At 68.5% G+C, this 19219-nt stretch carries 24 protein-coding genes and 1 tRNA gene; 21 read left to right on the top strand and 4 right to left on the bottom strand.

All coding sequences use genetic code 11. The features are described 5' to 3' along the window. Window positions 1-94: 94 nt before the first annotated feature. From ACQPYK_RS08605 to ACQPYK_RS08505, 21 genes are all read left to right on the top strand, one after another. A complete protein-coding gene (locus tag ACQPYK_RS08605) occupies window positions 95-1606 on the top strand; it encodes a phage major capsid protein (RefSeq protein ID WP_433252884.1) in 1512 nt (503 codons plus the stop codon). Window positions 1607-1679: 73 nt separating this feature from the next. Next, window positions 1680-2057, top strand: coding sequence for a hypothetical protein (locus ACQPYK_RS08600; protein WP_433252881.1), 378 nt, complete (start codon window positions 1680-1682; stop codon window positions 2055-2057). After that, a complete protein-coding gene (locus ACQPYK_RS08595) occupies window positions 2057-2362 on the top strand; it encodes a hypothetical protein (RefSeq protein ID WP_433252879.1) in 306 nt (101 codons plus the stop codon). Before ACQPYK_RS08600 ends, ACQPYK_RS08595 begins: the two co-directional genes overlap by 1 nt. An 11-nt stretch (window positions 2363-2373) precedes the next feature. Beyond that, window positions 2374-2787, top strand: coding sequence for a hypothetical protein (locus tag ACQPYK_RS08590; RefSeq protein WP_433252876.1), 414 nt, complete (start codon window positions 2374-2376; stop codon window positions 2785-2787). A 2-nt stretch (window positions 2788-2789) separates the two neighbouring features. Beyond that, window positions 2790-3758, top strand: a complete 969-nt coding sequence (locus ACQPYK_RS08585) for a hypothetical protein (RefSeq protein WP_433252874.1) — start codon at window positions 2790-2792, stop codon at window positions 3756-3758. Then, window positions 3755-4561: a hypothetical protein gene (locus ACQPYK_RS08580; protein WP_433252871.1), complete on the top strand. Its 807-nt coding sequence runs from the start codon at window positions 3755-3757 to the stop codon at window positions 4559-4561. The genes ACQPYK_RS08585 and ACQPYK_RS08580 overlap by 4 nt, the downstream gene beginning before the upstream one ends. Beyond that, window positions 4558-5019 carry a hypothetical protein gene (locus ACQPYK_RS08575; RefSeq protein WP_433252868.1) on the top strand — a complete coding sequence of 154 codons (462 nt, stop codon included), beginning with the start codon at window positions 4558-4560 and terminating at the stop codon, window positions 5017-5019. Before ACQPYK_RS08580 ends, ACQPYK_RS08575 begins: the two co-directional genes overlap by 4 nt. An 11-nt stretch (window positions 5020-5030) precedes the next feature. Next, entirely contained in the window at window positions 5031-5267 is a 237-nt protein-coding gene (locus ACQPYK_RS08570) for a hypothetical protein (protein WP_433252865.1), read from the top strand. Next, window positions 5264-6292, top strand: coding sequence for a phage tail tube protein (locus tag ACQPYK_RS08565; protein WP_433252862.1), 1029 nt, complete (start codon window positions 5264-5266; stop codon window positions 6290-6292). Before ACQPYK_RS08570 ends, ACQPYK_RS08565 begins: the two co-directional genes overlap by 4 nt. An 18-nt stretch (window positions 6293-6310) precedes the next feature. Further along, the gene (locus ACQPYK_RS08560; protein ID WP_433252859.1) at window positions 6311-6871 is read left to right on the top strand and encodes a hypothetical protein; all 561 of its coding nucleotides are present in this window, start codon (window positions 6311-6313) and stop codon (window positions 6869-6871) included. Between the two features lie 9 nt (window positions 6872-6880). Further along, entirely contained in the window at window positions 6881-7207 is a 327-nt protein-coding gene (locus ACQPYK_RS08555; protein WP_433252856.1) for a hypothetical protein, read from the top strand. 281 nt (window positions 7208-7488) lie between these two features. Next, window positions 7489-10833 (top strand): hypothetical protein, encoded by a 3345-nt coding sequence (locus tag ACQPYK_RS08550; protein ID WP_433252853.1) that lies wholly within the window; start codon window positions 7489-7491, stop codon window positions 10831-10833. Then, window positions 10830-12512 (top strand): hypothetical protein, encoded by a 1683-nt coding sequence (locus tag ACQPYK_RS08545; protein WP_433252850.1) that lies wholly within the window; start codon window positions 10830-10832, stop codon window positions 12510-12512. The genes ACQPYK_RS08550 and ACQPYK_RS08545 overlap by 4 nt, the downstream gene beginning before the upstream one ends. Window position 12513: 1 nt before the next feature. After that, entirely contained in the window at window positions 12514-13152 is a 639-nt protein-coding gene (locus ACQPYK_RS08540; RefSeq protein WP_433252847.1) for a hypothetical protein, read from the top strand. A 15-nt stretch (window positions 13153-13167) separates the two neighbouring features. Then, window positions 13168-13803 carry a hypothetical protein gene (locus ACQPYK_RS08535; RefSeq protein ID WP_433252844.1) on the top strand — a complete coding sequence of 212 codons (636 nt, stop codon included), beginning with the start codon at window positions 13168-13170 and terminating at the stop codon, window positions 13801-13803. Beyond that, a complete protein-coding gene (locus tag ACQPYK_RS08530; RefSeq protein WP_433252841.1) occupies window positions 13803-14456 on the top strand; it encodes a hypothetical protein in 654 nt (217 codons plus the stop codon). The genes ACQPYK_RS08535 and ACQPYK_RS08530 overlap by 1 nt, the downstream gene beginning before the upstream one ends. A gap of 14 nt (window positions 14457-14470) precedes the next feature. Next, entirely contained in the window at window positions 14471-14674 is a 204-nt protein-coding gene (locus ACQPYK_RS08525) for a hypothetical protein (RefSeq protein ID WP_433252838.1), read from the top strand. A 92-nt stretch (window positions 14675-14766) separates the two neighbouring features. Continuing rightward, window positions 14767-15063, top strand: coding sequence for a hypothetical protein (locus tag ACQPYK_RS08520; RefSeq protein ID WP_433252835.1), 297 nt, complete (start codon window positions 14767-14769; stop codon window positions 15061-15063). Between the two features lie 2 nt (window positions 15064-15065). After that, a complete protein-coding gene (locus ACQPYK_RS08515; protein ID WP_433252832.1) occupies window positions 15066-15848 on the top strand; it encodes a peptidoglycan recognition protein family protein in 783 nt (260 codons plus the stop codon). Window positions 15849-15898: 50 nt separating this feature from the next. Next, on the top strand, window positions 15899-16183 hold the full coding sequence (locus tag ACQPYK_RS08510) for a hypothetical protein (RefSeq protein WP_433252829.1): 285 nt from the start codon (window positions 15899-15901) through the stop codon (window positions 16181-16183). A 13-nt stretch (window positions 16184-16196) separates the two neighbouring features. Beyond that, a tRNA-OTHER gene (locus ACQPYK_RS08505) sits at window positions 16197-16276 on the top strand. 61 nt (window positions 16277-16337) lie between these two features. Here the strand turns inward: ACQPYK_RS08505 and ACQPYK_RS08500 are convergent. From ACQPYK_RS08500 to ACQPYK_RS08485, 4 genes are all read right to left on the bottom strand, one after another. Then, complete coding sequence (locus ACQPYK_RS08500; protein WP_433252826.1) at window positions 16338-17471, bottom strand: methyltransferase domain-containing protein; 1134 nt, start codon at window positions 17469-17471, stop codon at window positions 16338-16340. Further along, window positions 17471-18433: an SPASM domain-containing protein gene (locus ACQPYK_RS08495; RefSeq protein WP_433252823.1), complete on the bottom strand. Its 963-nt coding sequence runs from the start codon at window positions 18431-18433 to the stop codon at window positions 17471-17473. Before ACQPYK_RS08495 ends, ACQPYK_RS08500 begins: the two co-directional genes overlap by 1 nt. Window positions 18434-18532: 99 nt before the next feature. Continuing rightward, complete coding sequence (locus tag ACQPYK_RS08490; protein ID WP_433252820.1) at window positions 18533-18817, bottom strand: hypothetical protein; 285 nt, start codon at window positions 18815-18817, stop codon at window positions 18533-18535. Beyond that, window positions 18798-19181, bottom strand: a complete 384-nt coding sequence (locus ACQPYK_RS08485) for a hypothetical protein (RefSeq protein ID WP_433252817.1) — start codon at window positions 19179-19181, stop codon at window positions 18798-18800. The genes ACQPYK_RS08490 and ACQPYK_RS08485 overlap by 20 nt, the downstream gene beginning before the upstream one ends. Window positions 19182-19219: the final 38 nt, after the last annotated feature.

Raw genomic sequence — 19219 nt, 5'->3', positions numbered from 1 at the left:
GCACAGCCGGAGCGCGCTTTCGCGCGCCACCACTGCCGCCACCACCGACCGGACCGCAGGCGCGACCCAACGAGAAACCGAAGGAGGACTCCCGATGCTGGAGTTCCTGCGTCAGCAGCTCAAGGACCTGCTGACCAAGCGGGCCGCGCTCGCCGCCGATGTGAGCGCCGTTCTGGACAAACCCAAGGCCGAGAGCCGCAACCTGACGGACGAGGAGTCGGCGACCTTCGCCGAGCGTACCCAGGTGCTCAAGGCCCACGACGAAGCGATCACCGAGGCGCGCGGCCGCCTGGAGGAGGCCGAGGCCGCCGAGGAGCGCGCCAAGGCCAACGGCGAGCTCGCCGCCCGGCTCGGCCAGACCGGCCCGCAGGATCCCAACCCGGGCGGCCGAGTGAAGGTCGGCGCCGAGCCGATGGTCTACGGCCGCGGGTCTGGGCACTCCTACTTCCTGGACATGGTGCGCTCCGACCTGGGCCGCGGCGATGGCGACGGCGGCGTATCGGCCGCCCGTGAGCGGCTGCAGCGGCATGCAGCCGAGCTCGCGGTCGAGCTGCCGGCGCGGGAGGCTGCGCGCGAGCAGCGGGCCCGCGAGGCGCTGCTGACCATCCCGGGTATGAGCCAGCGCGCCGCCGAGTCGGCGTTCGAAAAGCGCGTCAACCCCAACCGCACCGACGGCCAGGGCGGCTACTTCGTGCCGCCGGTCTGGCTGATCGACGAATACATCGACTACGCCCGTTTCGGCTCACCGATCGCCAACGCGGTCCGGAACCTGCCTCTGCCGGCGGGCACCGACTCCATCAACATCCCGAAGATCGCCACGCCCGCCGCGGTGGGCATGCAGACCGCGGACGCGGCCGCGGTCACCAGCCAGGACCTGACCGACACCTCGGTGACCGCGCCGGTGCGCACGATCGCCGGCCAGCAGGACATCGCGATCCAGCTGCTGGACCAGTCGCCGGTCAGCTTCGACGACATCGTGTTCGCCGACCTGCTCGCCGACTACGCGATGAAGAAGGAGATCCAGGTCATCAACGGGTCCGGCACCTCCGGGCAGCTGAAGGGGTTGCTCAACGTGTCGGGTATCAACGCGATTACCTACACCGACGCGACGCCGACCCTGCCGGAGATGTACATCCCGTGGGTTCAGTCGATCTCGAAGATCTTCACGGCCAGAAAGATGCCGGCGACGGCGACGTTCACGATTCCGGCGATCTGGTACTGGGCGGCTTCCCAGCTCGACACCAGCAACCGGCCGCTGATCATGCCGACGCAGGACGGCCCGTTCAACCCGATGGCGCTGCAGACCGGGGCCATCGCCGAGGGGCCGGTGGGCCGTCTGGCCGTGGGCGTCCCGGTGCTCCTGGCGGGCAACATCCCGACCAACCTTGGTGCCGGCACTAACGAGACGCGCACCATCACCCTGCGCACCTCCGACCACTTCCTGTGGGAGGGGTCGATGCGCACCCGGACCCTGACCGAGGTGCTCTCGGGCACGCTGCAGGTGCGGCTGCAGGTCTACAACTACGTGGCCTTCATGGCCGACCGGCGTCCGGAGTCGACCTCCGTCGTGTCCGGTACCGGCATGATCCCGACCGCCGGATTCTGATGATCGTCCCCGGGCGGCTGCGGAGTCGAGCGCGGCCGCCCGGGGCAACCACATCCGAGAGGGGAAACCCGTCATGAGTCATGACCTGCTCGCCGAGCTGACCGGCTACCAGGCCGAGCTCACAGGCCACGAGCAGCACGGACGCGACGAGCGCGCGGCCGCCGTACGAGGCGAGATCGACCGCGTGATCGAGGCGATCAAGACGCAGATCGACCAGCAGCTGGATGCGGCCGAGGGACACGAGGACAACGGTCAGGACGTGCTCGCCGCCGGCGCCCGGGTGGAGGCCAAGCGGCTGGCTCGGACCCTGCCGGACGAGCACCGGCCCGGACGACTACGCGCGCTGTACCCGCAGACGGCCGGCGCGGAGAGTGCCGACGCTGCCTCGCTGCCGGATAAAGCTGTTCACCCCAGGCGCAGCGCCAAGGCCACCACGAAGGGCGGTGAGTGATGTCTGACACCCCGTATCTGGTCGCCGCGATCCGTATGAATCCAGAGCACAGAGAGAGCCCGGGCTACCGGTCCTTTTGGCAGTGGCTGCTGAATCAGCACCTGGAGAATCAGGGCTACCCGATCGGCACCTACAGCACCATCACGGTCTACATCGATCCGCTCCAGGGAGTGATCGACGTCTACGACCTCACCGCGGCCGGTGAGCGCGTCGACGACGGCGTCGGCGGCTACGTCACCCACGAGGTGCCCGTCACGCTCGTCTCCCAGCCGCAGAACTCCGGCACCATCAACGACGCCGAATAGGGAGAGCTGAGATGGCTATCCGCTTGCCCACCACCGTCCGCAACATCGCAGTGGACGCCGTGGTGGATCTACTGGATGCCGGATCGGGAGCCGCAACGATCGAAGTCCGCACCGGCAGCCAGCCGGCCAGCGCCGACTCTGCCGCAACCGGCACGCTGCTGGCGACGTTCACACTGGCCGACCCGGCATTCGGCGCCGCCTCCTCCGGCACCGCAACACTGGCGGGAACCCCGCGGAGCACGACCGGCGCGGCCGCGGGATCAGCCGGCTGGTTTCGCGCCAAGGACAGCTCCGGCACCACGGTGTTCGACGGCAGCATCACGGCGACGGGCGGCGGTGGTGACCTGGAGCTGAACACGGTCACCATCTCGGTCGGGGTGACCGTCAACCTGACCGGCGGAACCGTGACCATGCCCGCGGGCTGACCATGGCCACCCGCCGCAATCTCTGCCTCAACCCCGCGGTCGGCGTGGCCGTCACCGGCTGGGGCGGCGGCAGCACCCCCACTCGTGTCGACGTCACCGGGGCAGGGTTCGGCCGAGATTCCGCGGCCGAGTACACCGCAGGAACCTTCGCCTCTACGGCCTCGACCGCGACCGGGGCAGTCACCGCCGGCCAGACCTACACCTGCTCGGTGTACCTGCGCACCGGCTCGTTCGCGGTCGCATCCGGCACGATCTACATCGAGTGGATTAACGGCTCGGGCGGTGGGTTCGGCTACCCGTCCGCCGGCTACTCGCTGTCGGCCGCCACGATCGGCCGCGCCTCGGTCACCGCCGTCGCGCCCTCCGGCGCCGTCGCCGCTCGAATCGTCGTCGACGGCACTAACTTCTCGATCAACTCCATGCGCGCCACGACGGCGCTGATCGAGGAATCCGGCACGCTGGGCAGCTACTTCGACGGAACGTTCCCGGCCGCGTCCTGGGACGGCGCCGCCGAGTTGTCGTCGTCTACTCTGTCCGACGCCGTGCCGGTCTCCGGCACGATCACCTCCACCCTGCCCGCCTTGACCGCAGGCCTCGCCGGTGCGGCGATCGCCAGCGGGCAACTCGCCGGCGTGCTGCCTGCTCTAGATGTCGACGCGGTCGGGGCTGTCGTAGTCGTCGGGGCGGCCGCCATGACCCTGCCTGCGCTCGGTGCGAGTTTCAGCGGCGCGGCCGTGGTCGCCGGGGCGGCCGCGGTGGTGCTGCCGCCACTCGCCGCCGGCCTGACCGGGGCGGTCGCCCCTTCGGCGATGCTGGCGGCTCGCCTGCCCGCTCTGACCGCCCATCTGGTCGGGGAGTCGGACGCTGTCGAGCTCGGCCCGGCGCACCTGACATCGGGATCCGGTGCACCGCTCTCGCTGCGGTCAACGGGATCCAGTCCGATGGTTTCGCTTCGAGGAGGTGCAACGTGATGTACGCCTTCGGCGCCGCTGCCCGCCTGTCGACGGAGGTCCGCTCCGGCGGTCAGCTCATCACCCCGGCGTCGATCACGCTGATGATCCTGCTGCCCGACGGGACGATCACGGCGCCGGTCACACCGATCAGCGACGGCCTGGGGCTGTACCACTACGACTACACGCCGACCCTGGCGGGACGCCACGTGGCCCGGTGGGTGACGGCTGGCCCGGTGGGGGCGGACGAAGAACCGTTCGACGTCGCTCCGCTATGGGGTGAGGCGGGCATCATCTCCCTGGCCGACGCCAAGCGGCAGGTCAAAATCGCACGCACCGACTCCGACGACGAGCTGGCCGAGTTCGTGCGCGCGGTCAACGAGATCTGCCAGCGCCACGCCGGGACCGTGCTGCGCACCACGGTGACCGAGCGGCGCCGCGGTGGCGGCCGCGCGCTGCTGCTGGATCACCGGCCGATCATCTCGGTGACCTCGGTGACCGTGCCCAGCGATCAGGCCCTGGCCGCCGACGGCTACGAGCTCGATGCCGAGGCCGGCGTGCTGCTGCGGATGACCGGAGACTACGAGCGGTGTTGGGAGACCGGGCGGATCACGATCGTCTACGTCGCCGGCCGCACCGAGGTTCCCGCGCACATCCGCCAGGCCGCCCGCATCATGCTCCAACATCTGTGGGAGACCCAGCGCGGACGCATGGGCGCGGTGCGCACCCCCGGCGCTGACGAGGTCTGGGATCCACGCTGGGGTTACTCCATTCCCCGCCGGGCGCTGGAGCTGCTCGGCGACAACCCGATGGGAATCGCATGACGTTGTCTTCCCGAGTGCCCGCCGTCCTGGACCGGCTGACCGCCGTGTTCTCCGGTGCGCTGCCCGTCGACGTGCTCGTGCATGACGGGCCGGTCATCACCGCTGACCCAGCCCAGGACGTGGTGTGCATCGGCTGGGACGGCGACGACGACGGCGACGGTCAGGCCGTCGAGTGGTCCCAGGTCTGGACCGGGCTGGGCGCCGGCCACAAGAACGAGGCCATCGACGTCACGTGTGTGCTTATCACCTGGGACGGCGACGATGACCTGGCCGCCACCCGCACCCGCGCCTATGAGCACTTCGCGCTTCTGGAGGCGGCGCTGCGCGCCGACGTCGGTCAAGGGTTCGCGCCGCCCACCACGGTGGCCATCACCGGCGGCCGCCTGCACCAGGAGCAGACCAAGTCCGGGACCGAGGTGCGGGTGCCGTTCACCGTCTCGATCCAGATCCGCATCTGAAGGAGGGCCGTATGGCCAAGAAGCTGACGTTGCGCAACGTCTCCGGTGATGACCTGCACCTCGGGCGCCCCGACGGGCTACCGGTCAAGGCCGGCGACGTCGTCGCGATCGAAGGACAGGTAGCCGACGAGCTCGACGATGCCTACGTCATCGGCGAGGGCGCGCAGACCCGGGCCTGGCCCAAGAGCACCTGGAAGTTGATCACCAGCGGCGCGGCCGCGACGAGCTCGAAAGGAGCTGACTCATGACGACGGGCACCGGCCTGGATAGCCAGGTAGGCATCGCCGCCGAGAGCGTGGTGGGCACCGCGGTCACGGTGACGAAGTTCGTGGAGTACACCAAGGAATCGATGAAGTACTCACCCGGCTTCCTGGAGCCGAGCACGCTGCAGGCGGGCACGAAGTACAAGCGCGCCTCCCGGGTGACCAAGAGCAGGATCACCGCCGGCGGGGACCTGGAGTTGCCGATCGCCAGCCGCGGCATGGGCCTGCTCTTCAAGCACATGCTCGGCAGCACGGGGACCGCAACACAGATCGCCAGCACGACGGCCTACCGGCAGGTACACACCCCGGTGGGCAAACTCGGCCTCGGCCTGACCCTGCAGGTCGGCCGTCCCGAACCGTCGACCGGGACGGTGCGTCCGTTCACCTTCAGAGGCTGCAAGATCACCGAATGGGAGTTCAGCCTTTCCGACAACGACGTCGCCAACCTCAAGCTGTCGATCGACGCGATGGACGAGGCGACCGTCACCGCGCTGGCCACCGCCTCCTACACCACGGCGAACCTGTTTGGCTTCCAGCAAGCCACGCTCAAGCTGGGCGGCACCGTGGCCACCACCACCGGCGTGACGGCCGTCACCGGCGGCACCGCAGTCGCCACCGTGGTCAACAGCATCTCGATCAAAGGCACGTCTCCACTGGCGACCGAGCGCTACGGCATCGGCAACGGCGGGGTGAAGTCCGAAGCGCTGGAAAACGACATCCCGACGATCACCGGATCGTTCAAGGCCGAGTTCAACAAGACCGAGCTGTATGACGTCTTCAAGGCCGGCACCGCGGTGGCGGTCGAGCTCGTGCTGACCGGCGCGGCGATCGGCGTATCCGGCAACAACGACACCCTGTCGTTCATCTGCCCGGCAGTGATCTTCAAGGAGGCGCCGCCGGTGGTCGACGGGCCCGGCGTGGTGATGATGGATGTGTCCTGGGAGGCCTATCACGACGGCACCAATCCGGTCATCCAGCTCATGACGATCTGCGCTGACACCACCCTCTGAGCCGGCCGGAGTGGGCCGATGACCGAGGTACGCGTCGCCGGAGCCGAGCAGATGCGCAAGCTCGCCGCCGATCTGAAGAAGGTCGACCGCAAGCTCGCCACCAAGCTCCGCAAGGCCATTCGGGACGCCGCCCGGCCGGCGGTGGCTGATGCCAAGACCGCGATCACCACGCTGAAGGTGACCGGCTCCCGGGGAGGCGGCACCAAGCAGCGCGCCGATCAGCACCTGCAGCGCGCCAAGGACCCCACCAACGAGCGGGCGATTGCCCGGGCCCGGGCGCGCGCCGGGCTGCGCCGCACCATCGCCGCGGCGATCAAGACCGACATCCGCGACGGCGGACGCCGAGCAGGTGTGCGGATCGTCGTCGACGCCAGCAAGCTGCCGGCCGACCAGAAGACGCTGCCACGGCGAATGAACAACCGCAAGGGCTGGCGGCACCCGCTGTTCGGCAACCGGGACCGCTGGTATGCCCAGCGCGGCCGCCCATGGTTCGAGCCATCCATCAGTCGGCACGTGAACAAGGTTCGCACCACCATCCTCGCGGCGATGGACGAGATCGCCGCCGAGCTCGACAAGTAGGAGATGACCATGGCCAATGTCCGCATGACGATCGAGGGCGAGACCTTCGAGGTCGACGTCAACAAACTCGGCCTGCACGAGGGCATCGCGATCCAGCGCGCCACCAGCCTGACCGCCACCGACCTGGCCAACGGGCTCAACAACGGCGACATGATCGCCATGGCCGCTTACGTGTGGATCGTGCTGAAGTTCCGCAAGGGCGAGGACATCTCTTGGGAGCAGATCGAGTCCGGGGAACGCTACGTCGACCTGGCCGCCATCAAGATGGAGGTCATCGAGCCGGGCCCTACCGAGGCCGGCCCGGCTCCGGAGGAGACCTTGAACGTCGCCGACTGAGCTACCTGCCGATCCTGGCGCACCTGTGCCACCTGAAACCGGCCGACGTCGACGCGCTGACCGTCGAGGAGTTCGAGGCGTTCACCGCGTTCGCCGATGAAGTGATCAAGGCCAACAAGGCCGCAACCTGATCGAGCAGCCATGGGGGGTGATTCCCCGTGGCTCAGATGTCGTTTGCGATCTTCGCCCGTGACTACGCCAGCCAGACCTTCGACCGGGTCGGTGACTCGGCCGAGCGGCTCGGCCGCCGTATCGACTCGGTCGGCAAGGCCGCCGGCGGGGTGCGCGGGCATGTCGAGGCCGCCGGCAGCAGTCTGGCCGGCCTCGGCTCGAAGATCGGCACGGTCGGGCTGTCCTTGGCCGGCACCACCGTCAAATTCGCCGGCATGGCCGCGGCCGCCGCCTCCGCGGCGTCGTCGGCGATCTCTCTGGGCGCGGCGTTGGCGCCGGCCGCCGGTCTCCTGGCCGCGCTGCCGGGCGCGATCGCCCTCGGCCAGGCCGCGATGCTCACGCTGAAGATCGCCACCCAGGGGGTGAGCGAGGCCTTCGGCGCCGCACTCGGCGACGACGTCGAGGCCTTCGAGGAGTCGATTAAGAACCTGGCGCCGGCCGCACAGGCCGTAGCCCGGGAGATGCGCGCTCTCAAACCGGAGATCGACGACCTGAAGGCTTCGGTGCAGGGCGCGCTGTTCGGTCCGCTGCAAGGTCAGCTGTCGGCGGTCGCCGCTGCGCTGCTCGGCCCGGTCAAGGAAGGCATGACCGGCGTCGCCGACGCCTTCGGCCAGGCCGGCGTGCAGGTCGCGCAGTTCCTGCAGAGCAGCCGCGCCGTCAGCAGCATCGGCGCGATCTTCAACTCGCTGCGCAACACCATCGTCGCCCTCACCCCGGCTATCCAGCCGGTGCTTTTGGGCTTCGTTCGGCTCGCCGCGGTGGGCGCCAACTTCACTTCGCTGCTCGCGCCGGGCCTGGCCGACGCCGCAGCGCGATTCGGCGAGTTCCTCACCGCGGCGGTGGAGTCCGGGCGCGCGTTCGGCTGGATGCAAAACGGCTTGGAGGTGTTGCGGCAGCTGGGTGCGATCGCCGCCGATGTCGGCGGGATCCTCGCCGGCGCCTTCCGCGCCATGCAGGCCGCCGGTGGTGGAGCGCTCGGCGTGATCGGCCAGCTGCTGGACGGCATGCATGCCTTCGTCGACTCGGCCGAGGGACAGCAGACGCTGATCACCGTCTTTCAGGCGTTGCACACCATCGCCGCCTCATTCCTGCCGGTCATCCAGGCGATCGTCACCGGCATCGGCGGCCTGGCCCCCACCGTCGCCACCCTCGCCACCGCGATCGGGCCGATCCTGACCACCGCGATCGGCGCGATCGGGCCGGCGATCACCGCGATCGGTCCCGGCATCGTCGCCGTGCTGACCAACATCGGCACTGCCGTCCAGGCGCTGGCGCCGGCCCTGCAGCCGCTCGGCGAGGTGATCGGCGCCACGCTGGCCACCGTGGCGCCGCTGTTTGCCGTGCTTGGCCAGGCCATCGCCGCGCTGGCGCCCAGCATCACCACGGTGATCGGCGCGATCGGCCCGGCCCTGACGAGCCTGGCGCCGCTGATCGCCGCGATCAGCGCAGCGTTCGCGGCGCTGGCTCCTGGCATCACCGCTGTGATCGGCGCTATCGCCACCGCGGTGGGCGGCCTGGCGCCCGCGTTTCAGCCGATCGGAGCGGCCATCGGTGGCGTGCTGTCGGCGGTGGCGCCGCTGCTGCCGGTCATCGGCCAGCTGGCGACGCTGATCGCCGCCAGTCTGGCCGGTGGCGTGCAGGCCGTACTGCCGGCGCTGAGCCAGCTGGTCGCCGCGTTCGCCGAGGGCCTGCAAGCGCTGTCACCGGTCGTGCCGCTGCTGGTCGACCTGGCCGCCGCGTTCGTCAACGCCCTGGTGCCGGCGATCGCGCCGCTGCTGCCGATCGTCGCTCAGGTCATCGCGCAGTGGTCGCAGGCGCTGATGCCGGCGCTGACGTCGCTGATGCCGGTGCTCGGCCAGCTGGTGACTACCCTGGGCGGCGCACTGATCCAGGCCTGGACCCAGCTGGCCCGGGCCATCGCGCCGCTGCTGCCGGTCGTCGCCCAGCTCGTGCAGTCCTTCATCGGCGCGCTGCTGCCCGCGATCATGCCGCTGATCCCGATCATCCGCGAGCTCGTGACGACGATCGGCGGCACCCTGCTGACCGTCTTCGCGACCCTCGTGCAGGCGATGCTGCCGCTGCTGGCGCCGCTGGGCCAGCTGGCCCAGGTCCTCGGCGGCGTCCTGGTCCAGGCGGTGCAGTTGCTCGCGCCGTTCATCGTGCAGATCGCGCAGATGATCGCCGGGCTGATGCCGGTCTTCACCCCGCTATTGGAGCTGCTGGCCCAGGTCGCCGGTCAGGTCGGGCAGATCCTGGTCCAGGCCCTCGGCATGCTGCTGCAGGCCCTGACACCACTGCTGCCGATCATCGCGCAGGTGGCCGAGCAGGTCGGCGCCGCGCTGCTGCAGGCGCTGACCGCGCTGGCGCCGTCGCTGATCACGCTGCTGGAGGCGTTCGTCTCTCTGCTGCCGGTGATCACCCCGATCGTCGGCATCGTCGGCGAACTACTGGCCGCGTTCGCGCCGCTGATCACGGCGATCCTGCCCGTGGTCACCCAGCTGATCCAGGCGCTGGTGCCGGTCGTGGTGATGATCGTCCAGGCGCTCGGCGGGCTGCTGCAGGCCATCATGCCGATCATCAAGGTCCTGGCCGATCTGATCATCGCGCTGATGCCGGTTATCACTTGGCTGGTCCAGCTGGTTTCCACCGTGCTGCAGGCTGTGATCCCGGTGATCGGGCAGCTGATCAAGTGGATCGTCGACCTCGCCGCGAAGATCATCAGTGCGATCACCCCGGCTCTGTCGTGGCTGGTGGACAAGGTTCCGGCTGCCTGGGAGTGGATCAAGGACGCGATCGGCAAGGCCGTCGACGGCATCAAGAAGGTGATCAGCTGGTTCGGCGAGCTGCCCGGCAAGCTTGGCGGCTGGATCGGCGAGGCCAAGGACTGGGCTGTGCGCAAGTTCGGCGAGCTCGTCGACTGGGTCAAGGGTCTGCCCAACATGATCCTGGGCGCGATCGGCAGCCTCGGTAATCTGCTCGGCGGTGTTGGCCGTGACCTGCTGGTGGGTTTGTGGAATGGCATGGTCGGCATGTGGCAGTGGTTCAAGGACAGCATCTATAACTTCTTCGCCGGGATCATGCCGCAGTGGGTCAAGGACGCGCTCGGTATCCACAGCCCGTCGCGGGTGTTCGCCGCGATCGGCCGCCAGTTGCCCGCTGGCATGGCCGCCGGTATCGACGGCGCCGCCAGCCTGGTCCGCTCGGCCACGGAGCGTCTGGCCCGCACGGCCCGTATCGGCGTCTCCCCCGTCATAGCCCCCGTCATGTCGCCGGCCGTGGTCCCGGTCGGCGCGGCCGCCATCGCCGGCGGCGCCGGCGGCGTCACAGAGCTGCACCTGCACTTCTCGGGCCAGCCACTGGTCGGCCGAGAGGAGCTTGCCCGGCTGGTGATCGAGGGAGTCAATGAGGCGCAGCGCAGAGGGTTCGGCCTGGGCGTGTTGGGAGCGGCGACATGACGCAGATGCCACAGGTGTGGTGTGAGATCGCGTTCACCACGGACGCCGGCGACGGCTCACCGTTGTGGGTCGACGTCTCCCCTTATGTTGAGTGGCAGCTTGGTGTGCGGATCGCCCGGCGCCGCTCGCACGAGCTCGACCAGGTCGGTCCCGGCACGATGAACCTGCTGCTGCTCAACGACGGTCGGTTCACCGTGGCGAACTCCTCAAGCCCGTACTACCCGTACGTGCTCATCAATCGGCCGATCAGGGTCCGCTCCCGCTGGCCGGTCAGCGCCAACCTGCTGCAGCCCGGCCAGGCTGCCGGGGTGGACGTGGCCCTGTTCTCGGCGACCACCGGCGCCCTGGCCGCGGACGTCGGCGTGGTCCCGGCCGGACAGACGTCCTCGATCCGGTGGACCGCCACGCTCAGCAACGGCGATTTCCTGCGAGTCGGAGCGGCCTCGACGAGCTCGCCCACCGACCAGGCCACCCCCGTGCAGAGCGGGCTGACGTACTCGCTGCAGTTCCAGGCCCGCCGCGGCGCCACCGGCAACGCCACCGTCGCGGCGATGCTGCGCTGGTACGACATCAGCGGCAACCAACTCGGCGACAGCGTGGGCACGCCGGTGTCGCTGACCACGACATTCCAGACGGTCTCTCTCTCCGCGGCCGCGCCAGCCGGCGCGGTGAGCGTGCGGGCGGTGCTGAAGAGCACGGCCGCCTCCGGCGGCTCGGTCCAGGTCTACGTCGGCGCCTGGCAGTTGGAGCAGGCCGCCGCGCCGAGCGCCTGGGCGGCCGCCGGCACCGACAGCATCCGCTACCGCGGCGTCGTCGACCAGTGGCCGATCCGCTGGCAAAACGGCGTGCTCGCCCAGAGCTCGATCAACTGCACCGACCGCATGAAGCTGATCAGCCGAGCGCGCCTGAGCACGACGCTGACCGACAACCAGAAGTCCGGCGCCCGCATCGTCGCCCTGCTCGCCGATGTGGGCATCACCGACGTCGACCGCATCGACCCGGGCCTGTCGGTGCTGCGGCTGACCGGCAACGAGGCCGACCAGCCGATCCTGCAGCTGATCCGCCAGGTCGAGATCTCCGAGGCGGGCCTGTTCTTCATCCGCCGAGACGGCAAGCCCGCCTTCCACGACCGTGCGCGTCGGCAGACGCCGGCGGTGACCGTGCTCACCCTGGCCGGCGACCAGGTCGGCCCCGACCTGTCGTTCCTGGTCGACGACGCGCTGTTGATGAACGACGTGACGGTCACCGGCTACGACGGCAGCACCTCTCATCAGGTGCTCGGCTCGACCAGCATCGGCCTGTACGGCCGCTACAGCAGGAGCATCGACACCCTGTTGCCGACCGGCACGACCGATCTCGCCAACAGGGCGAACTACCTGTTCAACGTCTACAGCGACCCCAAACCGCGCGCCGGCCAGATCACGATCGAGATCCGCAGCCAGCCGGGCCTGTGGCCAAACCTGCTCGCGCTGGAGATCGGCGACCGGGTGCAGGTCACCAGCCTGCCCGCCGAGGCTCCCACGCCGGTGCTGGACCTGTGGGTAGAGGGCATCGCCGAGACGATCACCGACCAGTCATGGACGGTCACCCTGGACCCATCACCGGCATCGGCGACGACCGCGTTCATCCTCGATGACCCGGTGTACGGCGTCCTGAACACCAACACCCTGGGGTGGTGACATGCCTTTCAAGGACTTCACGGCCGGCGACATCCTCACCGCCTCGGATGTGGACACCTACCTGATGGGCCAGGCCGTGATCGTGTGCACGAGCACGAGCCGGCCGATCTCACCGGTGACCGGCATGCGGATCTGGCAGACCGACACGCTGAGCACCTACGTCTACAGCGGCGCCTCCTGGCGGTTCCTCAACGGCCTGAGCCAGTTCGTCAGGAAGTCGGTCGACGAGTCGTTGACCAGTTCCACCACCGTCCAGGACGACGACGAGCTCTTCGTCGCGGTGGTGGCCAACGCGGTCTATCGGATCCAGACCTTCATCCGGTACAACTCACCGACCGCGGCTGATATGCGGCTGACCTGGTCCGGGCCGAGCGGGACCGTACTGCGGTGGGGCACCTTCGCGCCACACATCGCCCAGACCAACCGGGACTCGGTGACCGTCGGTTTCGGCGTCTTCAACCTCACCGACGGCGCCGATGTCGGCGGATTCGGCGGCAACGCGGTGGCGATCCCCATGGGCCTACTCACCACGAGCGGCTCCGCGGGCACGCTCCGGCTCCGCTGGGCCCAGAGCACCTCGACCGCCTCGGCCACCACGGTACGCGCCGGCTCATGCCTGTACGCCGAACGGCTCGGATAGAGGAAGGGGGACGGTATGCCGATGAAGACGTGGGGCACCGAGGTGCTCAGGGCCGACGACGTCGACACCTACCTGATGCGCCAAGCCGTCATCACGTGCACGAGCTCGACTCGGCCGGCCGCGCTGGTGGAGGGCATGCACATCTGGGAGACCGACACCCAGAAGGGATACGTCTACAGCGGCGGCGCCTGGCAGTTCAAAGAGGCGCCTGCCTCGGTGATGTTCGTCCGCAAGACCGTCGACGAGTTCGTGACCAACTCCAACACCCTGCAGCCGGACGACGAGCTGGCGGTGACCGTGCCGGCGTGGAGCCGCTGGCTGATGGAGATCTTCATCATCTACAGCTCGTCGACCACGGCCGACTTCCAGATCGGCATGGACCCGGCCTGGTCATCCTGGGCGTCCTTCGGCCCGAACACCGGTGAAACCAACAAGGACTCCTCCCTGGTGACCGTCAAAGCCTTCGTCACCCCGAGCCCGATAGCAGGCTACGGCTCGGACGCCTGCTGGAGAGGACGAGGCGTGATGATCTACAACAACGCCGCCACCCCCCAGACAACGACGTTCACCTGGGCGCAGCTGACCGCGGACGCCTCCAGCACTGCCGTCCGGGCAGGCTCTTACCTGTATCTACGGCTGGTGGATGACTGATGCCGTTCAAAGACTTCGGCATCGAGCTGGCGCTGTCGGCGGACGTCAACACCTACCTGATGAACCAGATGGTCATCACGTGCACGTCGTCTACTCGGCCGGCCGCGCCGGTCGAGGGCATGCACATCTGGGAGACCGACACCAAGGCCTTGATGGTCCGGGTGGGCTCGGCGTGGAAACTGCTGAACGCGATCCCCACCTGGGCGCAAAAGTCGACCACCGAGACGGTGACGAACTCGACGACCCTGCAAGACGACGACGAGCTGTTCGCCGTGGTCCAGCCCAACGCCACCTACCTGTGGCAGCTGTCCATCAGGACCTTCGGGCCGCCGGCCGCGGACATTCGACTGTCCTGGAGCGTCCCGTCCGGCACCGTGATGCACTGGTCGACCCAGTCGCCGCATACCGCCCAGACCAACGCGGACGCCTCGACGATCAGCGTCAACTCGCTGGAGGCCGCGACAGACGGCGCCGACATCGCTACCTACGCCACATCCCTCAACCCGGGACAGTCGATCCTCGTCGGGGCGTGCGTCGTCGGGAGCACTGGCGGCACGGTCCAGCTGCGCTGGGCGCAGACCACGGCCAACGCCACCGGGTGCCAGATAACCGGCGGGACCGCCAGCAACCTGCTGTTTCACCGCGTGGCCTGACAGGAGATATGACCATGGCTGGGATCTACAAGCACGGGTTCCCCACGAACACAGACCCGGAGCTCGCCACGGAGGCGGCGCTGCGCGCGATCCGTGAGAGCGGCGACAACGACCCGGTCCTCGGCGAGGCGACGAGGATCGAGACGGACGCGCACCGGGAGGCCGGCGAGTACCTCGTCAGGATCGTGACCGGGCAGACGGACCCGGGCGCCTCCTGACTACTGCACCTGTCAGTGGTGCCGGGTCACCTTGGCCGGATCTGACCATCCCTCAATTCCCAGGCGTGAGCCACATCAAAGATCGGAGCTCCGTGACCGACATCCTCGCCGTTTGCGTGGCCCTGGCCGTGCTCGCCGGAGGCGCCGCCGTCGTCGCCAAGCTGCTCAGTGTGATCAAGCGCGTCCACAATGCGCTCGATGACTGGCAGGGCGAGCCCGAACGTCCCGGCGTCCCCGCCCGGCCTGGAGTGATGGAGCGCCTGGCCGCAATCGAAGCGCAGCTGAAACCGAACGGCGGCCACTCGACCAGAGATGTCGTCAACCGGGTCGAACAGACAGTCCGCCAGATCGAGCACGCGCTCACCGCCCCCGACTCCACGGAGGTATGACCATGTCCAGAATGCTCAGCGCCACTTGGAAACCGATCAGCGGCAACTTCACACCTGACGGTCAGGTCGAGGTGCGCGGCGTGGTGCTGCACATCATGGCCGGCACGTTGTCCGGCACCGACAGTTGGTTTCGGAACCCGCGTGCGCAGGCGTCCTCGCATTTCGGCACCGGCAAGCAGGGCGCCCTCTACCAGTGGGTCGACACCCGCGACCGGGCGTGGACGCAGGGCCAGGGAAACCGCTCCTGGGTCTCGATTGAGAACGAGGGCAAGGGCGGCGACGAGCTGACCGACGCCCAGCTCGACCGGTGCGCACAGGTCCTCGCCTGGGCGCACCACGAGCACGGCGTGCCGCTGCAGGTGGCCATCGACCCGGACGGGCGCGGCCTCGGCCACCACTCGATGGGCGGCCGGGCGTGGGGCGGGCACCTGCAGTGCCCAGGTGCGCGGATCATCGCGCAGAAGCCCGAGATTGTCCGCCGGGCTCGGCTTCTCGTCATCGGCAGGCCCCAACCGAAGCCGGCCCCGACGAAAAATTGGACGGAGACCCTCTTGGAGGCCTTGCCCCTTCTACGCCTGGGCTGCGAGAAGGATCCGGCATTGCGCCGGCACATCAAGACGGCACATCGGCTGCTCGACGCCCGCGGCTTCCCGATCCCCGCCGGTGTGGACGACCAGACGTTCGGCGCCCCGATGCGGGACCGCGTCATGACGCTCCAGAAGGCCAAGGGCCTGGATGACGTCGACGGCATCATCGGCCCGGATACCTGGGTCGCCCTGCACTAACCCCCATTCGCGGCCGCCACCGTGGTGGTCCTGACCTCTCCGGAGGAACCATGTACGACCTGTTTCTGTCCTGGGTGCGGACCGCGGTCCCGGCCGCCGTCGGCTCCCTGATCGCCTGGCTGGCCACCAAGGGCCTCGTTCTCGACCCTGCGGAGGCGACTGGGCTGATCCTGGCCGTCGGCGGCATCTGCGTCACCCTCTACCAGGTGACTGTGTCCACGCTGCAGAGGCGTTGGCCGATCGTCGGCGTGCTGCTCGGCAGTACGAAGTTGCCGACCTACCAGTCGGGTACTTCGCAGGGCCTGCACTCGGATCGGCCACTGTCCAGCCTGTAGGATGATCACAGATGCTTTCGTCGTTTTAGCGGCCTAAGACACCGAGCGCCCGCAAGGGACTCGGCAACGTCGGTTCGAATCCGGCCGAGAGCATAAGAGCGCCCCTGCTCACCTCTTCGGAGGTGAGCAGGGGCGCTTCTGCGTTTTCCTGAAATCAGCCGATGGTCGCTTTCCACCGACCGCGCTGGAGATGGATGACGCCATCTGGGGTGATGCGCACGGTGGCCCCGTAGACGGGCAGACCACCCGTCATGCTCTGCCGGTGGCGGATCTCCTCCAGCACGTCCCACAGGCGGCGTGGGCCGCCCTGGTGCACGGTCGGCGGGTCCCCTCGGAGGCCGGTGGCCCGCGCCCATGACCCGTCCGCGTGGACCATCACCGCGGTTCGCCGGCCGTCCTGGTCACGCTCATAGTGGTGCTCGATGCCGGGGCAGACCACCTCAAGCATGGAGGCGATCTCCCATGACTCTCTGACCTCGAGCACGCCGTATCGGCCCTGGGTCACGTCCTCGCCCTCCCGTGCGCGGGCGATCGAGAACAGGTCGTCGAGGCCGGGCAGGTAGTTCTCGCCGGTGCGGGTGTTCATGAACATCGCCCAGTCCCGTTCGATGACGCCGGCGGCGCCGCCGTCATCGGTCTTCCACGCGGTGACGATCATTGACGTGTTCGCGATCACGGTGACGAGCCGGCCGCCCGGTCGCAGCGCCGTCAGCCAGCTCGCGGGGATCGGCCGGACCGACACCATCGACACGATCCGGTCGTACTCCCCGGGAATCGGGCCGGTCGCATCGACGGTGACGACCTTCGGGTGCAGCCCAACCTCATCCAGGCGTTCGGTGGCTGCCTGCACCAGGTAGGCGTCCACGTCGATGCTGGTCACCCGATGCTCCCCGAGGAGCTGGGACAGCAGTGCGGCGCTGTAGCCGGACCCGGTGGCGACGTCGAGCACGTCGGAGTCATCGTGGATTCGGCCGTACCGGAGCATCTGCACGACCAAGCTGGGCAGCGTGGACGATGACGTGGGGCGGCCCGCTGGTCGATCGCCGGAGTCGGCATGGTCGGCGTGGAGCCCTCCCACCTTGGTCACCAGCGTCCGGTCGCTGTAAGCGGCGCGAGTCCAGGCGTCCGAGTCTCCGGGGCCGTCATGCACCGCGTAGCCGTCACCATCGGAGGTGAACCAGTGGGGAACGAATACGTGCCGGGGGGTCGAGGCGACCGCTGCACGCCAACGCGAGTCAGGATGGGTGATCGCGTCGGCCAGGGCTTCGGCGTGAGAACTCCAGTCCATCAGTAGTCCGCGTCGGTCTCGGCGGGCGAGCAGTCGTTACCGTCGCTGTCAGGGTTACAGCCTGTACTACGGTGGGCCGACAAGCTCACCGGCGCCTTGTAGTCGGCGTCGGTCTGGGCGGGAGAGCAGTCGTTACTGTCGCTGTCGGGGTTGCAGCCTTGACCGCGGCGGGGGGCGGGGACGGTCGCGACTGCGGCCTTCCATTCCGGGCTAGTGACGATCTCGGGGAGAGGCTGATCCTTCACGTTTCCTATCTTCATCCATCGAGACAGGACGCACGGCCACACTTCTCCAGTCGGGCCGATCGCGGCTTTGCCTTGCCCGCAGTGTCCGCACAGCTGGGACACGTCCGGTTGGAGCCGGGTGGCGCGCCCAACACCGCGCACCTGATCGACTTTAATCTTTCCCGGTAGGACACCCAGGCCGATGATCTCGGCGCGGGCTTCCTCGACGCGCTGGCCGTCGCCCAGGTCGATGATCCCGACCCGGATCGGGATGCCCCATTTCACGGCACGGTCGATGTTGGCTCGTGTCTGGTGGTGGCTGTTGGCGCTACCAGTGATCGCGCCGTGCTCGGCCTTCCGGTCGGAGTAGTAGCTCGTCGCCAGGCTGACGTTCGGCAGCCGGAACAGTGACCACCACTCGTCGTGGATGGCGACCAGGTTGGAGAACACCTCCACCGGCAGGCCGGTACCGGCCGCGTGCCCGAGCAGCTCGCCGAACGCGGGGTGCCGGGTCGGCTCGCCGCCGATGAACTGGAGACGCGACACCCCGAGCTTGAGCGCGTCAGAGATGAGCCCGTGCCAGTCCGCGGCCGTCAGGGTGCCGTGGCCGGCGCCCGGGCCTGAATCGGCATAGCAGTGCGCGCACTGGAGTTGGCATTCACCGGTGATCTCCAGTTCGAGCCGCCAGCCGAGCATGGCCGGCGCTTCGGTCGCCTCGGAGAGTAGTACCGCTGTCATGCGCTTTCCCCTTCTATGAGTGGTCGGGTTGAGCGGTGCCCCGCGATCGGGGGTGGTGCGCGACGGCACGGGAGGCGCGCTCACCGTGCCGCCGCGGGCTCATGAGGTGGTGGTGAAGCGGTGGGTGGCACGCAGGTTGTGCGTCAGCTCGATTTGCATAGCCAACGACGAACCAAGGCGCTCGGGGGAGGAACGGACAATCACATATTTGATGCCGGCCGCTTTTTCTCGCTCGCTGATGGGTGCACGCCGAGTGGCGGTCCACCGGCCGAGGAGCCGGTCGCGTTCTATGTGATAGCCGGGATAGGTCTGCCCCAGCACGGCGAGTTGACTGGTCCCGTTGTCGCTCGGTTGGTGAGGCGCGTTATCCAACGGGGTGGTCATGATGCTCCAGGAGGACGTCGACCAGCAGTGAACCGGCGAGGGCTGCGTCGATCGGCGCTCGGCCGCATAGTTCGCGGTAGTGCTCGGCCAGCCGGACCGCGGCCGAGTCCGGTGAGGAAGCGTACGTCCACAATGGTTTACCCCGGTCCCGCGTACTGTCGGGGATAACCCACCGGATCAGCTGCCCATTGGCGCGGGCCAGCAGCCCAAACCAGATGGAGATCACGGCTTCGCTCGGGTGGAAACAGTGAACTTCGGCGGTGATGGCGTGATCACGCTTCAGCACCGCAGCGAGGCGCAGAGCCATTTGTTCGGCCGGGCTCCGGGCCTCCACTCCTGACGATGAACGCAGTGGGAAGGACACACATGTGACGTTAAGCAGTGGATCACGCACCAGGGGAC

This window comes from Streptosporangium sp. CA-135522 (genome assembly GCF_050949235.1).
In the GTDB taxonomy this organism is placed as follows: domain Bacteria; phylum Actinomycetota; class Actinomycetes; order Streptosporangiales; family Streptosporangiaceae; genus Streptosporangium.
Note: the sequence above shows the minus strand (reverse complement) of the source record. Positions and strands in the feature narration are given on the sequence as shown.

Bases quoted from the DNA above. Each gene is read 5' to 3' on its own strand.
- ACQPYK_RS08495 (WP_433252823.1), bottom strand. From the start codon at position 18,433: ATGACAGCGGTACTACTCTCCGAGGCGACCGAAGCGCCGGCCATGCTC.
- ACQPYK_RS08500 (WP_433252826.1), bottom strand. From the start codon at position 17,471: ATGGACTGGAGTTCTCACGCCGAAGCCCTGGCCGACGCGATCACCCAT.
- ACQPYK_RS08590 (WP_433252876.1), top strand. From the start codon at position 2,374: ATGGCTATCCGCTTGCCCACCACCGTCCGCAACATCGCAGTGGACGCC.
- ACQPYK_RS08555 (WP_433252856.1), top strand. From the start codon at position 6,881: ATGGCCAATGTCCGCATGACGATCGAGGGCGAGACCTTCGAGGTCGAC.
- ACQPYK_RS08540 (WP_433252847.1), top strand. From the start codon at position 12,514: ATGCCTTTCAAGGACTTCACGGCCGGCGACATCCTCACCGCCTCGGAT.
- ACQPYK_RS08585 (WP_433252874.1), top strand. From the start codon at position 2,790: ATGGCCACCCGCCGCAATCTCTGCCTCAACCCCGCGGTCGGCGTGGCC.
- ACQPYK_RS08575 (WP_433252868.1), top strand. From the start codon at position 4,558: ATGACGTTGTCTTCCCGAGTGCCCGCCGTCCTGGACCGGCTGACCGCC.
- ACQPYK_RS08560 (WP_433252859.1), top strand. From the start codon at position 6,311: ATGACCGAGGTACGCGTCGCCGGAGCCGAGCAGATGCGCAAGCTCGCC.
- ACQPYK_RS08600 (WP_433252881.1), top strand. From the start codon at position 1,680: ATGAGTCATGACCTGCTCGCCGAGCTGACCGGCTACCAGGCCGAGCTC.
- ACQPYK_RS08545 (WP_433252850.1), top strand. From the start codon at position 10,830: ATGACGCAGATGCCACAGGTGTGGTGTGAGATCGCGTTCACCACGGAC.
- ACQPYK_RS08490 (WP_433252820.1), bottom strand. From the start codon at position 18,817: ATGACCACCCCGTTGGATAACGCGCCTCACCAACCGAGCGACAACGGG.
- ACQPYK_RS08530 (WP_433252841.1), top strand. From the start codon at position 13,803: ATGCCGTTCAAAGACTTCGGCATCGAGCTGGCGCTGTCGGCGGACGTC.
- ACQPYK_RS08565 (WP_433252862.1), top strand. From the start codon at position 5,264: ATGACGACGGGCACCGGCCTGGATAGCCAGGTAGGCATCGCCGCCGAG.
- ACQPYK_RS08570 (WP_433252865.1), top strand. From the start codon at position 5,031: ATGGCCAAGAAGCTGACGTTGCGCAACGTCTCCGGTGATGACCTGCAC.
- ACQPYK_RS08535 (WP_433252844.1), top strand. From the start codon at position 13,168: ATGCCGATGAAGACGTGGGGCACCGAGGTGCTCAGGGCCGACGACGTC.
- ACQPYK_RS08515 (WP_433252832.1), top strand. From the start codon at position 15,066: ATGTCCAGAATGCTCAGCGCCACTTGGAAACCGATCAGCGGCAACTTC.
- ACQPYK_RS08595 (WP_433252879.1), top strand. From the start codon at position 2,057: ATGTCTGACACCCCGTATCTGGTCGCCGCGATCCGTATGAATCCAGAG.
- ACQPYK_RS08525 (WP_433252838.1), top strand. From the start codon at position 14,471: ATGGCTGGGATCTACAAGCACGGGTTCCCCACGAACACAGACCCGGAG.
- ACQPYK_RS08605 (WP_433252884.1), top strand. From the start codon at position 95: ATGCTGGAGTTCCTGCGTCAGCAGCTCAAGGACCTGCTGACCAAGCGG.
- ACQPYK_RS08510 (WP_433252829.1), top strand. From the start codon at position 15,899: ATGTACGACCTGTTTCTGTCCTGGGTGCGGACCGCGGTCCCGGCCGCC.